The following is a 13,926-nucleotide window of genomic DNA, read 5'->3' on the forward strand; positions in this document are numbered from 1 at the left end:
GCGTCGACTGAGCCCTTATGGTGGGTGTCTCACCCATCGGACATCTGACAGGAGGGGTGGCAGTGACCACCGAGCTGCGCCGTCTGCGTAACTACATCAACGGGGAGTTCAGGGACGCGGCCGACGGGCGGACCATCGACGTGGTCAACCCGGCCACGGGCGAGGTGTACGCCACATCACCGCTCTCGCGCCAGGCCGACGTCGACGCCGCGATGCAGGCCGCCGAGGCCGCCTTCCCCGCCTGGCGCGACACGACCCCGGCCGAGCGCCAGAAGGTTCTGCTCAAGATCGCGGACGCCTTCGAGGAGCGCGCCGAGGACCTGATCGCCGCCGAGTCGGAGAACACCGGCAAGCCGCTGGGGCTCACCCGTACCGAAGAGATCCCGCCGATGGTGGACCAGATCCGCTTCTTCGCGGGCGCGGCCCGGATGCTCGAAGGACGCTCGGCCGGCGAGTACATGGAAGGGCTCACCTCCATCGTCCGGCGCGAGCCGATCGGCGTCTGCGCGCAGGTCGCGCCGTGGAACTACCCGATGATGATGGGCGTGTGGAAGTTCGCTCCTGCGCTCGCCGCGGGCAACACCGTCGTGCTGAAGCCGTCGGACACCACCCCCGCCTCGACGGTCCTGATGGCCGAGATCATCGGTGCGATCGCGCCCAAGGGCGTCTTCAACGTCATCTGCGGCGACCGCGACACCGGCCGCGCGATGGTCGAGCACCCCACGCCCGCGATGGCGTCCATCACCGGCTCCGTACGCGCCGGGATGCAGGTCGCGGAGTCCGCGGCGAAGGACCTCAAGCGGGTCCACCTGGAGCTGGGCGGCAAGGCGCCCGTCGTCGTGTTCGAGGATGTCGACATCGCCAAGGCCGTCGAGGAGATCTCCGTGGCGGGGTACTTCAACGCGGGCCAGGACTGTACGGCCGCCTGCCGGGTCCTCGTGCACGAGTCCATCCACGACGAGTTCGTGGCGGCGCTCGCGAAGGCCGCCGAGGAGACGAAGACCGGCGCCGCCGACGACGAGGACGTGCTGTACGGCCCGCTCAACAACGCGACGCAGCTCAAGCACGTCTCGGGCTTCATCGAGCGCCTGCCTGCCCACGCCCGGGTCGAGGCGGGCGGCCACCAGGTCGGTGACCAGGGCTACTTCTACGCGCCGACGGTCGTCTCAGGACTCAAGCAGGACGACGAGATCATCCAGCACGAGGTCTTCGGCCCGGTCATCACCGTCCAGTCCTTCACGGACGAGGCGCAGGCCCTGGCGTACGCGAACGACGTCCCCTATGCCCTCGCCTCCTCCGTGTGGACGAAGGACCACGGACGCGCGATGCGGATGTCGAGGTCGCTGGACTTCGGCTGCGTGTGGATCAACACCCACATCGCGCTGGTCGCGGAGATGCCGCACGGCGGCTTCAAGCAGTCCGGTTACGGCAAGGACCTCTCGGCGTACGGCTTCGACGACTACACGCGCATCAAGCACGTGATGACGTCGCTCGACGGCTGACGGAGCGTCCGCGAGCGGGCTGATGAACAGAGCGACGGGCGGTGGACCTGGTGTCCACCGCCCGTCCGCGCACCGGAGACGCGCGCCGTCGGCGCTTCGGTGCCCGTACGTCAGGGCCTCGGTCCCCGCACGCGGGACAGGACGTCGATCCGGTTGGTGGTGATCGAGTCGACCCCGTCCCTGATCAGCCGGCGCATGGAGCGACCGGTGTCCACCGTCCAGGCGGAGACCAGCAGGCCGTCGCGGTGGTTGCGGTCCGTCAGCTCGCTACCGACCAGGCCGAAGCGGTAGTTGAGCCAGCGCGGCCGCACGGCAGCAAGCAGCTCGGGGCGCGGCGGCGCGACGGTCGTCCACGTCATCGCGATCTCGGCGTCCCGGTCCGTCTCGCGGACGGCGAGCATCGTGGTGGGCGAGGCGCAGTAGTAGACGCGTTCGGCCGCGCCGCACGCGCGGACGGTGCCGACCACCTCACGGACCGCCTCCCGAGTGGCGCCGGGCAGATCGATCATCACGCGGGTGGACGCCATGGCCGCGAGCGCTTCCCGCAGTGTGGGCACGCCGCCGCCGGTCAGCTCGCGCAACTCGTCGTGGGTCACCTCCGCGAGGAGCCGTTCATGCCCCCAGAGCCGCTTCAGCGAGGCGTCGTGCAGCAGCACGGGCACGCCGTCCCGGGTGAGCCTGACATCGGTCTCGACCGCGTCGGCGCCCCGTTCCAGCGCGGAGCGGAGTGAGGCGAGGGTGTTCTCGCGGACGCGGTAGGGATCACCGCGGTGGCCGACGGCGACAACGGTGCGCGCGGGGCCCCGGAGGCCGGTGAACGCCATTACCCGGCAAGCCAGTCGGTGGTGTACGCGTCGATCTCCGCCGCGATGCGCGTCTTGCCGGCCTCGTCGAGGAAGGACGCCTCCACGCCGTTCTTGGCGAGATCGGCGATACCCCGCTCGTCCAGGCCCAGCAGCCGGGCCGCGACGCCGTACTCCTGATTGAGGTCCGTGCCGAACATCGGCGGGTCGTCGCTGTTCACCGTCACGAGCACCCCCGCGGCGACCATCTGCTTGATCGGGTGCTCATCGAGGTCCCGCACCGCGCGCGTAGCGATGTTCGAGGTGGGGCAGACCTCCAGCGGGATGCGGTGCTCGGCGAGGTGCGCCAGCAGTTTCGGGTCCTGGACGGAGCTGGTGCCGTGGCCGATGCGCTCCGCGCGCAGCGACGTGAGCGCGTCCCAGATGGTCTCGGGGCCCGTGGTCTCCCCGGCGTGCGGCACGGAATGCAGGCCCGCGTCGATCGCCCGGTCGAAGTACGGCTTGAACTGCGGCCGGGGCACACCGATCTCGGGACCGCCGAGCCCGAAGGAGACCAGGCCCTCGGGGCGCAGGTCCAGCGCGAGCCGCGTGGTCTCCGCCGCGGAGAGCAGTCCCGCCTCGCCCGGGATGTCGAAGCACCAGCGCAGGACGACGCCCAGTTCGGACTCCGCGGCCTTCCTCGCGTCCTCGATCGCCTCCATGAACGCCTCTCCGGCGATGCCCCGGCTGGTGGAGCTGAACGGCGTGACCGTCAGCTCCGCATAGCGGATGTTCTGCCGCGCCATGTCACGGGCGACCTCGTAAGTCAGCAGCCGGACGTCCTCCGGGGTGCGGATCAGGTCCACGACCGAGAGATAGACCTCGATGAAGTGCGCGAAGTCCGTGAAGGTGAAGTAGTCGACCAGGGCCTCGGGGTCGGTGGGCACCTTGGAGTCCGGGTGCCGCGCGGCCAGTTCGGACACGATGCGCGGGGACGCGGAGCCGACATGGTGCACATGCAGTTCGGCCTTGGGCAGCCCCGCGATGAAGGGGTGCAGATCGGTCATGTGAGGTCCTCCGGTGCTGGGGCATGGCGCCCGGTGGAGCGTGGTCGGCAGGGCGCCGGGTCGCCCCCTGCCCGGGGCCGCCCGGGGTCGGGGATCATCGTAGGCCGGGCCGGATCGGCACGGAGCCGAGGCCGTAGCATGACGGGATCATGATGGGGGAGGACCATGTCTGAGAAGAGCGAGCAGCCGCCGAGCGGCTACGAGCCGCACGATCCCTGGGCTCCGCCCGGGCGCGGGCAGGCGCAGGACGCATCCGCGTCACAGCCGCCCCGGCCGGGTCAGCAGCCGCAGTGGCAAGCGCCCCAGCCGTATCCGCCGCAGGCTCCACCGCCTCCCGGATCGGTGCACGACCAGCCGACGGTCGTCGGAATACCCAGCCCGGATCCCGGCAAGGGCCCCGCGTCCGGCGCCGTACCGCCGCCGCCGGTCGCGCCGGGGGGACCGGCCCAGCCCGCTCCCGGACCGTACGGCTACCCGGGCGCGCCACAGACCGCGCCTTCCGGCGTCCCGCCGTACCCCGATCCCTACGCCCCCGGCGCCACCTATGGGCCGCCGCCCGCCGCGCCCGGTTATCCCGGGACGGGTTACGCCGGGACCGGCTACCCCGGTTCGGAATATCCGAGTGGCGGTTACCCCGCCTACGGCAACAGCGGATGGCCGCCGGCTCCTCAAGGCCAGTCGAACGGCCTGGGCGTCACCGCGATGGTGCTCGGCATCCTGTCCGTGGTGCTGTTCTGGTTCGTCGGGCTGGGCATCGTCCTCGGCATCCTCGCGCTGATCTTCGGAGCCGTCGGCCTGCGCAAGGCCCGCCGCGGCGAGGCGAGCAACAGCGGTGTGGCGCTCGCGGGCGTCATCCTCGGGCCCATCGGCGTCGTGGCGAGTGCGGCCTTCCTCGCCCTGATCCTCTGGACGGCGAACCACGACGACGGCTACGACTCGACCGTGTATGACGACTCGTACGAGACCTCGCTCGTCGTACACGGCGTCAGCCGGTAGCGACCTCCGCCCGCAGTTGCTTGCGCGCCTCCACCAGGGCGTACCCGAGCAGATTGAGCCCGCGCCAGCGCGCGGGGTCCTGCGCCCGCTCGTCGCCCGCGGCCAGTCCGATGCCCCAGATCCGGTCCATCGGGCTGGCCTCGACGAGTATCCGGTCGCCGGTGGCCAGCAGATAGCCGCGCAGTCCGGGGTCCTGGCCGAACTTGTGGACGCTGCCCTCGACCACTATGCCGAACCGCTCGCGCTCCCACACGGCCGCGTCGAAATCACGCACCAGCCGCCCCGCCTTCTTGGCCAGCGAGGGGTGCGCCGCCCCGACGGCGTTGCGCTCCGCCTCCCCGTCGCCGAAAAGCCGTGCCTTGGCGGCCATCATCCAGTGTTCGGCCGTGGCGTACCGGACGCCGTCGACCGTGAACGGCGCGGACCACCACTGGCTCAGACAGTGCGGCCCGAGAGCGCCGTCCCGAGCCGGTGTGTGTCCCCAGAAGTACAGATACTTCTCTCTCATGCACGCGATTCTGGCAGCCACCACTGACAGCCCGTCTGCCGAACCGAACCGCGCGCCAACTGGACACATGGTCCACCGATTCCGTCGCGTAACCAAAAGGCAACAACGGAATCACTTGTTGGGGGCAAGCTGCTCTGTCAGGATCGGCACTCAATCACAGCTGGAGCAACGGAGAGCGGTATGGGCAACGGCTTCCAGGTACGGGACCGCTTCGCGGCCGGTGCGCAGTTCATCGGCGGACAGCTGCGGGCCGGCACCTCGGGACGCACGCAGGACGTGGTGGATCCGGCCACCGGCGAGCCGATCCATACGTACGAACTCGCGGGCACGGCCGATGTCGACGCGGCCGTCGCCGCCGCGCGCGAGGCCTTCCCCGGCTGGGCGGGCGCGACACCCGGCGAGCGTTCCGACGCCCTGCACCGCTTCGCGACCGTACTGGCCGGGCAGGCCGCCGACTTCGCGTACGCCGAATCGCTCCAGTGCGGCAAGCCCATCAAGCTCTCCACCGAGTTCGACGTACCGGGGACGGTGGACAACGCGGCGTTCTTCGCCGGCGCCGCCCGCCACCTCGAAGGTGTCTCCGCCGGTGAGTACAGCGGCGACCACACCTCCTGCGTGCGCAGGGAGCCGATCGGGGTCGTCGGCTCCATCGCACCGTGGAACTACCCGCTCCAGATGGCCGCCTGGAAGATCCTCCCGGCGGTCGCCGCGGGCAACACCATCGTGCTCAAGCCCGCCGAGATCACCCCGTTCACCTCGCTGATGTTCGCCCAGGCCGCCCAGGAGGCCGGAATCCCGGACGGTGTCATCAACATCGTCAACGGCGCGGGCCCGGACGCGGGCGAACACCTGGTCGGCCACCCCGACGTCGTGATGACCTCCTTCACCGGCTCCACCTCCGTCGGCAAGCGCGTCGCCGGGATCGCCGCCGCGACCGTCACCCGCCTGCACCTCGAACTCGGCGGCAAAGCGCCCTTCCTGGTCTTCGACGACGCCGACCCGGAAGCCGCCGTCCACGGCGCGGTCGCCGCCTCGCTCATCAACTCCGGCCAGGACTGCACCGCCGCCACCCGCGCCTACGTCCAGCGCCCGCTGTACGACGCCTTCGTGAGCGGTGTCGCCGAGCTGATGGAGACCGTACGTCTTGGCGACCCCTTCGACCCGGCCACCGACCTCGGACCGCTGATCTCGCACGTCCAGCGCGACCGGGTCGCGGGCTTCGTGGACCGGGCCCGCGGCTACGCCCGGGTCGTCACGGGAGGCGCCGCGCCCGGCGGTGACCTCGCGGCAGGCGCGTACTACCTGCCCACGCTCATCACCGGCGCCGCACAGGACAGTGAGATCGTCCAGTCCGAGATCTTCGGCCCGGTGCTGGTCGTGCTGCCCTTCGACTCCGACGACGAGGGCCTGCGCCTTGCCAACGACACCCCGTACGGCCTCGCCGCCTCGGTCTGGAGCCGTGACGTCTACCGGACAGGACGGGCGACGCGCGAGATCAAGGCGGGCTGCGTCTGGGTCAACGACCACATTCCGATCATCAGCGAGATGCCGCACGGCGGCTACAAGGCCAGCGGCTTCGGAAAAGACATGTCGGCGTACTCGTTCGAGGAGTACACACAGCTCAAGCACGTGATGTACGACAACACCGCGGAGGCCAGGAAGGACTGGCACCGCACGATCTTCGGGGACCGTTCCTGACGGCACAGGTCATCGAGGCACACTCCCCAGAAAACACCCTCGGCCCTGATCACCCACCCGAAAGGGCACAGCGCATGGAGCAGTACGAGCCCGGCCGTCTGTCCGGGGCCCAACTGGCCGCGATGCGGCGCAGCGTGACCAGCGGCAGGGGCGCCCTCACCCGCCGCTCGATGCTGCGCGCCTCCGGTGCCGGCGCGCTCGCGATCGGCGGACTGGCCGGTCTGAGCGGCTGCGGGATCCCGCCCGCGAAACGGGACGAGAACGGGCCCGCGTCCATCGACGACTCGGCGAAGGAGAAGCGGATCGTCTTCTCCAACTGGACCGAGTACATGGACACCAGCGAGGACGAGAAGCACTATCCGTCCCTGGAGGCGTTCACGAAACGCACCGGGATCACGGTGAAGTACACGGCGGACATCAACGACAACGTCGAGTTCTTCGGCAAGATCCAGCCGCAGCTCGCGGCCGGGCAGGACACCGGCCGTGACCTCATCTGCGTCACCGACTGGCTCGCCGCCCGCATGATCAGGCTCGGCTACGCGCAGAAGCTCGACCCGTCGAATCTGCCGCACGCGTTCGCGAACCTGGCCGAGCAGTTCCGGATGCCCGACTGGGACCCCGGCCGTGCCTACTCGTACCCGTGGACGGGCATCCCCACCGTCATCGCCTACAACGCCAAGGCGACCGGCGGACGCGCGGTCACCTCCGTCTCCCAGCTGCTGGAGGACCCCAGGCTCAAGGGACGCACCTCCTTCCTCACCGAGATGCGCGACAGCGTCGGCATGACCCTGCTCGACCTCGGCAAGGACCCGGCGGACTTCACCGACGACGACTTCGACGCCGCGATCGCGCGGCTCCAGAAGGGCGCCGACACCGGTCAGATACGCCGCTTCACCGGCAACGACTACACGGCGGACCTCGACAAGGGCGACATCGCCGCGTGTCTGGCCTGGGCCGGGGACATCGTCCAGTTGCAGGCGGACAACCCGAACATCAAGTACACGCTCCCGAAGACCGGTTACATGATCTCCAGCGACAATCTGCTGGTCCCGGCGCAGGCGCGGCACAAGACCAACGCCGAGATGCTGATCGACCACTACTACCGGCCGCCGATCGCCGCCGAGCTGGCCGCGTACATCAACTACGTCTGTCCCGTCGACGGAGTGCGTCCGGAGCTCGCGAAGATCGACAAGACGATGGCGGACAACCCGCTCATCATCCCGGACGCGGAAATGGCCGCCACGTCACACGCCTTCCGCTCCCTCAGCAGCAAGGAAGAGACGGCGTACGAAGCGAAGTTCGCCAAGCTCATCGGCGCCTGACCCGCGCGGCGCCCGGCCCGCGCGATGCACGATCCGCGCGGTGCCGGAATCCCTCCGCCGCCCGATCCGCACGCCCGTCCACATCTCTCCAGCCCCCGGGACCGTTACCCATGACAGAGACCGCATCCACCAGCCGGGGCGGCGGCGACGTCCGCCTCACCGGGATCAGCAAGACATACGGCTCCTTCCAGGCCGTCCGGCCGCTCGATCTCACCGTGCCGCAGGGCTCGTTCTTCGCACTCCTCGGCGCGTCGGGCTGCGGCAAGACCACGACCCTGCGGATGATCGCGGGTCTGGAGGACCCGACCACCGGCACGGTCCACCTGGGTGACAAGGACGTCACCGATCTGCCGCCCTACAAGCGCCCGGTCAACACCGTCTTCCAGAGCTACGCGCTCTTCCCGCACCTCGACATCTACGAGAACGTCGCCTTCGGCCTGCGCCGCCGGGGCATCAAGTCCGTCCGCGAGGACGTCGGCGCGATGCTCGACCTCGTCCAGCTCGGCGACTTCGCCAAGCGCAAGCCGCACCAGCTCTCCGGCGGCCAGCAGCAGCGCGTCGCCGTCGCCCGGGCGCTGATCAACCGCCCGCAGGTGCTGCTGCTCGACGAACCGCTCGGCGCCCTCGACCTCAAGCTGCGCCGGCAGATGCAGCTGGAACTCAAGCGCATCCAGACCGAGGTGGGCATCACCTTCGTCCATGTCACCCACGACCAGGAGGAGGCCATGACGATGGCCGACACCGTCGCGGTGATGAACGCGGGCCGGGTGGAGCAACTGGGCGCCCCCGCCGATCTGTACGAGAACCCGAAGACCACCTTCGTCGCCAACTTCCTCGGCACCTCCAACCTCATCGAGGCCGAGATCGCCGGGAAGCACGGGGACGACGTGGTGGTCACCGCGGGCGGCGCCAAGCTGCTGCTCCCCGCCGGCCGGTGCGCGGCGCCCACCGCGAGCGGCGGAAAGCTGCTGATCGGCGTACGCCCCGAGAAGATCTCCCTGACCCACGCCGACGACGCCGGCGTGATCCCCGCCGGCCGCAACCGGGTCACCGGGCGGATCGCCGACTCCAGCTTCATCGGCGTCTCGACGCAGTACGTGATCGACAGCCCGGTCGGCCCCGGCCTCGAGGTGTACGCGCAGAACATCGAACGCGACACGCGGCTGGTTCCCGGCGCCGAGGTCGTCCTGCACTGGAACCCGGCGCACAGCTTCGGCCTCGACGCCGAACAGTCGCCGCTCGCCGGGACCGTGGGTGTCGGCGCGGTGGACGAGGAGGTGTCATGACCGCCACGCAGGCACCGCCCGTCCCGGCCCAGGAAGAGACCGGTCTCCCGCCGCGCAGGCCCTCCGCGCGCCGGCGGCTCGTACCGTACTGGCTGCTGCTGCCCGGCATCCTCTGGCTGCTCGTCTTCTTCGCGCTGCCGCTCGTCTACCAGGCGTCGACCTCCGTGCAGACCGGGTCCCTCGAAGACGGATTCCAGGTCACCTGGCACTTCCAGACCTACTGGGACGCGCTCCAGGAGTACTACCCGCAGTTCGTGCGCTCCCTGCTGTACGCCGGTACGGCCACGATCCTGTGCCTGCTGGTCGGTTACCCGCTCGCCTATCTCATCGCCTTCCGGGCAGGCCGGTGGCGCAATCTGCTGCTCGTCCTGGTCATCGCGCCGTTCTTCACCAGCTTCCTGATCCGTACGCTCGCGTGGAAGACGATCCTCGCGGACGGCGGCCCGGTCGTCTCCGTACTCAACGGCCTGCACATCCTCGACGTGACCAGCTGGATCGGCTGGACCGAGGGCGACCGCGTCCTCGCCACGCCCATGGCCGTGGTCTGCGGACTGACGTACAACTTCCTGCCGTTCATGATCCTGCCGCTCTACACCTCGCTGGAGCGCATCGACCGCCGGCTGCACGAGGCCGCGGGCGACCTGTACGCGAGGCCCCTGACCACCTTCCGCCGTGTGACGTTCCCCCTGTCGCTCCCGGGGGTCGTCTCCGGCACGCTGCTCACGTTCATCCCGGCGAGCGGCGACTACGTCAACGCCGAACTGCTCGGCTCCACCGACACCAAGATGGTGGGAAGCGTCATCCAGACGCAGTTCCTGCGGGTCCTCGACTACCCGACGGCAGCCGCGCTCTCCTTCATCCTGATGGCCGTCGTCCTGCTGATGGTCACGTTCTACATCCGCCGAGCGGGAACGGAGGAGCTGGTCTGATGAGTGTGACGCGCTGGATCCGCCGCAACCTGGTCGTCGTCGCCGGACTGCTGACGCTCGGCTACATGATCGTGCCGAACGTCGTCGTCATGGTCTTCTCCTTCAACAAGCCCGCCGGGCGCTTCAACTACTCCTGGCAGCGCTTCTCCCTCGACGCCTGGAAGGACCCCTGCGGCGTCGCCGACCTCTGCGGCTCGCTGGGGCTCTCGCTCCAGATCGCCGCCTGGGCCACCCTCGCCGCCACCGCGCTCGGCACGATGATCGCCTTCGCGCTCGTCCGCTACCGCTTCCGGGCGCGCGGCCCGATCAACTCGCTGATCTTCCTGCCGATGGCGATGCCCGAGGTCGTGATGGCCGCCTCGCTGCTCACGCTCTTCCTCAACCTCGGCGCGCGGCTGGGCTTCTGGACCATTCTGATCGCGCACATCATGTTCTGCCTCAGCTTCGTCGTGACCGCCGTCAAGGCGCGGGTCATGTCCATGGACCCGCGGCTCGAGGAAGCGGCGCGCGACCTCTACGCGGGTCCCGTGCAGACCTTCCTGCGCGTCACGTTCCCGATCGCGCTGCCGGGCATCGCGGCCGGCGCGCTGCTGGCCTTCGCCCTGTCCTTCGACGACTTCATCATCACCAACTTCAACGCGGGATCGACCGTGACCTTCCCGATGTTCGTCTGGGGCTCCGCGCAGCGCGGCACGCCGGTGCAGATCAACGTCATCGGGACAGCGATGTTCATCATTGCCGTAGCCGTGGTCGTGGCGGCACAACTGGTCAGCAACCGGCGGAAGAAGACCGCCACCCCCTGACAACCGCCCTGAGTACGAGCCGGACACGAACTGAAGGAGTTGGAAGACATGGCCGCAAGCGCCATGCGCACCACCGCCGCGGCGGCCGCGGCGTCGCTCAACGACGTCCAGCGGGGCTCCTTCTGGCTGGACGCCCCGGGCAGGCCCAAGGCCCTGCCCGCCCTCACCGGGGACGAGCGCACCGATCTGCTCGTCGTCGGAGGCGGCTACAGCGGACTGTGGACCGCGCTGCTCGCCAAGGAACGCGATCCCGCACGGGACGTCGTACTGATCGAGGGCCACGAGGTGGGCTGGGCGGCCTCCGGCCGCAACGGCGGCTTCTGCGCCGCCTCCCTGACGCACGGATTCAGCAACGGCCTCGCCCGCTGGCCGGACGAGTTGGCGGCGCTGGAGGACCTGGGCGCGCGCAACCTCGACGCCATCGAGGCGACCGTCGCCCGGTACTCCCTCGACTGCGACTTCGAGCGCAGCGGCGAGATCGACGTCGCCACAGAACCGCACCAGCTCGACGCGCTTCGCGAGCTGCGGGACGAGGCGGCGAAGCTCGGCTTCGGCGGACTCGAACTGCTCGACCGTGACGAGGTCCGTGCCGAGGTCGACTCACCGACGTTCCTCGGCGGCCTCCAGGACCGTCGCGGTGTGGCCATGCTCCACCCGGCCAAGCTGGCCTGGGGCCTCAAGCGGGCCTGCCTCGACCTCGGTGTACGGATCTACGAGCACACGCGCGGTCTGGAGCTGGCCAGGTCGGGCGCGGGCATGGCCGTCCGTACGCCGTACGGCAGGGTCTTCGCGCGCCGGGTCGCCCTCGGCACGAACGTCTTCCCCTCGCTGGTCAAGCGGGTGCGCCCGTACACCGTGCCGGTCTACGACTACGCCCTGACGACCGAGCCGCTGACGGACGAGCAACTGGCCGCGATCGGGTGGCGCAACCGGCAGGGGCTCAGCGACACCGCGAATCAGTTCCACTACTTCCGGATCACCGCCGACCACCGTGTCCTGTGGGGCGGTTACGACGCGGTCTATCCGTACGGCGGCCGGCTCAGCGCCGGTCTCGACCACCGCCCGGAGACGTACCTGAAGCTCGCGACCCACTTCCTGCGCTGCTTCCCGCAACTGGAAGGCGTGCGGTTCAGCCATGCCTGGGGCGGTGCGATCGACACCTGTTCCCGCTTCTCGCCCTTCTTCGGTACGGCGTACGAGGGCCGGGTCGCCTACGCAGCCGGGTACACCGGGCTCGGCGTCGGGGCGACCCGCTTCGGCGGGGACGTGATGCTCGACCTGCTGGCGGCCGAGCGCACCGAACGCACCGCGCTGGAGATGGTCCGCAGCAAGCCGCTGCCGTTCCCGCCGGAGCCGGTGGCCTGGGCCGGTATCGGTCTGACCAAGTGGTCACTGGCCCGCGCCGACGCGCGGGGCGGCAAGCGCAACATGTGGCTGCGGACGATGGACAGCCTGGGACTCGGCTTCGACAGCTGAGCGCCGCCCTTCTCCCTCGACCGCTCTCTCCGTTTTCGTGGTCCGAAGTCTCGTCATAGTTCGGCCCGAACGCCTTCTCCTCTTGTGGACAGAAAGTCTGCCGACACGGATGGAGGCCGGGCGGATGACGGGCGCGGGGGCGAACAGAGCGGTGGAATGGCTGGCATCGGTGGCGCCGGATCCCGGTGTCTGCCGGTGGGAGTGGGAGCGCAACCCCTACGGGGTGGCGCTCCTTCCCGCCGGTAAACGCTGGGATGTCCTGATCCTGACGGCCGGCCTCGGCTATCCCACACTCGACGTACTGACCAGACTGATCCAGCGGACGGGCCCGGTACTGGCGGGCTTCGGAGACGCCCGCATGGGCTTCTTCGTACCGCCCGGCACGGTCTCGCACTGGCTCGGCACGGGGGTGCGGGGCGCGGGGAGCGGTACCTGGATCGTCGTGCCGTACCCGGGGCGCACCGGTGTCGGAACGCGCTGGCTGGTCCCGCCGGACGGGTCGGGCACGCTCACCGACCCGTCGCTGCTGGAGCTGGCGATGCACGAGGCGGCGGCCGGGCTCGCGGCCCCGGGCGGCGCGAGCGGGGACGACGGGCCGTGACGCAGGGCCGTCAGCCGGCCGGCGTTCCCGGCGTACCGCGCCGCGTACGCCGGCCGGCGCCGTCCGGGCCGATGCGGTTCAGGACGAGCGCCAGCAGGAGCAGCAGGATCCCGCACAGCAGCAGACTGCCGAGGACGTCCAGCGGCCAGTGGTAGCCGCGCAGGATCAGACCGGTGCCCGTCGCGACCGTGAGCACCGCGGCGGCGGGCGCCGTTCCGCGCGCCCCCGCGTACGGGGTGAGCAGCAGCGCGGCGGCGCCGTACGCCACCATCGCCGTCGCCGTGTGCCCCGACGGGTAGTAGCCGGTCGCGTCGGTGAGCGGACCCGGCCGGTCGGTCCAGATCTTGAGCGGTACGACGAGCGCGGGGACCACGGCCATCGTGACGGCGGCCGCCAGCGCGCGGGCGCGCTGCCCGCGCCACAGCGCGTACCCGGCGGCCAGGGCCAGCACGGGCAGGGCGACCGGCATGCTGCCGAGGTCGGCGAGTGCTTCCGTCAGGGCGCGCGGGCCGTGCCCGACGAGCGCGCGGTCCAGCCGTTCGTCGGCCGTACGCAGCGGACCACCGGCAGCGGCCTGCCACGTCACGAGCGCGAAGAGCGCGAGGAGGACCACGCAGAGCGCGAAGGCCCGGGAGAGGAGGTTCGGCCGTCCCGGAACGGGGGGGATGGTTCCGGGACGGCCGACAAGATCGGTGTGCCGCTCGCCCCGGGGGGTGTGGAGCGGGCGGCCATCCGACCGGTGAGGAGTTCCGGAGCCCGAGGCCCCGGTGGTGTGCGCGATGGCACGGCCAGAACGGCGCTGGGGACGCTCCGCTCCGGAATCGTCCGCAGTCCCCTGCGGACGGGGTGTTTCTCTCATCTGCGGAAACCGTACGTCAGCGGCGAGGGGACCGACAGCGGGAAACGGACCCCGCCATCGCCCTCGCACACCTTCTTCACAGCGTGACTCGGACGGA

13 protein-coding genes are annotated in these 13,926 nt (G+C 70.2%); 9 read left to right on the forward strand and 4 right to left on the reverse strand.

From position 1 onward, the window contains the following. Positions 1 to 62: 62 nt before the first annotated feature. On the forward strand, positions 63 to 1,502 hold the full coding sequence (locus tag ACIP6N_RS23050) for a gamma-aminobutyraldehyde dehydrogenase (RefSeq protein WP_401818378.1): 1,440 nt from the start codon (positions 63 to 65) through the stop codon (positions 1,500 to 1,502). 110 nt (positions 1,503 to 1,612) lie between these two features. Here the strand turns inward: ACIP6N_RS23050 and ACIP6N_RS23055 are convergent, their stop codons facing one another. Further along, the gene (locus tag ACIP6N_RS23055) at positions 1,613 to 2,326 is read right to left on the reverse strand and encodes a glycerophosphodiester phosphodiesterase (RefSeq protein WP_401818215.1); all 714 of its coding nucleotides are present in this window, start codon (positions 2,324 to 2,326) and stop codon (positions 1,613 to 1,615) included. Next, the gene (locus tag ACIP6N_RS23060) at positions 2,326 to 3,351 is read right to left on the reverse strand and encodes an adenosine deaminase (protein WP_401818217.1); all 1,026 of its coding nucleotides are present in this window, start codon (positions 3,349 to 3,351) and stop codon (positions 2,326 to 2,328) included. Before ACIP6N_RS23060 ends, ACIP6N_RS23055 begins: the two co-directional genes overlap by 1 nt. Positions 3,352 to 3,516: 165 nt before the next feature. Here ACIP6N_RS23060 and ACIP6N_RS23065 point away from each other — a divergent pair, with 165 nt between their 5' ends. After that, positions 3,517 to 4,347, forward strand: a complete 831-nt coding sequence (locus ACIP6N_RS23065; protein ID WP_401818220.1) for a DUF4190 domain-containing protein — start codon at positions 3,517 to 3,519, stop codon at positions 4,345 to 4,347. On the opposite strand, the gene ACIP6N_RS23070 is transcribed toward ACIP6N_RS23065, so the two are convergent. After that, positions 4,337 to 4,855: an NADAR family protein gene (locus ACIP6N_RS23070; protein WP_401818222.1), complete on the reverse strand. Its 519-nt coding sequence runs from the start codon at positions 4,853 to 4,855 to the stop codon at positions 4,337 to 4,339. The two genes, ACIP6N_RS23065 and ACIP6N_RS23070, sit on opposite strands and share 11 nt — an antisense overlap. Before the next feature lie 180 nt (positions 4,856 to 5,035). On the opposite strand from ACIP6N_RS23070, the gene ACIP6N_RS23075 reads away from it, so the two are divergent. The 7 genes from ACIP6N_RS23075 to ACIP6N_RS23105 all read left to right on the forward strand — a co-directional run bounded on the left by ACIP6N_RS23075 (position 5,036) and on the right by ACIP6N_RS23105 (position 12,970). Beyond that, entirely contained in the window at positions 5,036 to 6,553 is a 1,518-nt protein-coding gene (locus ACIP6N_RS23075; protein ID WP_401818225.1) for a gamma-aminobutyraldehyde dehydrogenase, read from the forward strand. A gap of 74 nt (positions 6,554 to 6,627) precedes the next feature. Beyond that, complete coding sequence (locus ACIP6N_RS23080; protein ID WP_401818228.1) at positions 6,628 to 7,875, forward strand: PotD/PotF family extracellular solute-binding protein; 1,248 nt, start codon at positions 6,628 to 6,630, stop codon at positions 7,873 to 7,875. A 110-nt stretch (positions 7,876 to 7,985) separates the two neighbouring features. Further along, the gene (locus tag ACIP6N_RS23085) at positions 7,986 to 9,161 is read left to right on the forward strand and encodes an ABC transporter ATP-binding protein (RefSeq protein WP_401818230.1); all 1,176 of its coding nucleotides are present in this window, start codon (positions 7,986 to 7,988) and stop codon (positions 9,159 to 9,161) included. Next, positions 9,158 to 10,090 carry an ABC transporter permease gene (locus ACIP6N_RS23090; protein WP_401818233.1) on the forward strand — a complete coding sequence of 311 codons (933 nt, stop codon included), beginning with the start codon at positions 9,158 to 9,160 and terminating at the stop codon, positions 10,088 to 10,090. The genes ACIP6N_RS23085 and ACIP6N_RS23090 overlap by 4 nt, the downstream gene beginning before the upstream one ends. Continuing rightward, entirely contained in the window at positions 10,090 to 10,893 is an 804-nt protein-coding gene (locus ACIP6N_RS23095) for an ABC transporter permease (protein ID WP_401818236.1), read from the forward strand. Before ACIP6N_RS23090 ends, ACIP6N_RS23095 begins: the two co-directional genes overlap by 1 nt. 48 nt (positions 10,894 to 10,941) lie before the next feature. Beyond that, positions 10,942 to 12,369: an NAD(P)/FAD-dependent oxidoreductase gene (locus ACIP6N_RS23100; protein ID WP_401818238.1), complete on the forward strand. Its 1,428-nt coding sequence runs from the start codon at positions 10,942 to 10,944 to the stop codon at positions 12,367 to 12,369. A gap of 124 nt (positions 12,370 to 12,493) precedes the next feature. Next, complete coding sequence (locus ACIP6N_RS23105) at positions 12,494 to 12,970, forward strand: hypothetical protein (RefSeq protein WP_401818241.1); 477 nt, start codon at positions 12,494 to 12,496, stop codon at positions 12,968 to 12,970. Between the two features lie 10 nt (positions 12,971 to 12,980). Here ACIP6N_RS23105 and ACIP6N_RS23110 read toward each other — a convergent pair whose 3' ends face one another. Then, entirely contained in the window at positions 12,981 to 13,829 is an 849-nt protein-coding gene (locus ACIP6N_RS23110) for a phosphatase PAP2 family protein (RefSeq protein WP_401818243.1), read from the reverse strand. Positions 13,830 to 13,926: the final 97 nt, after the last annotated feature.

This window comes from Streptomyces sp. NPDC088725 (genome assembly GCF_044751305.1).
In the GTDB taxonomy this organism is placed as follows: Bacteria; Actinomycetota; Actinomycetes; order Streptomycetales; family Streptomycetaceae; genus Streptomyces.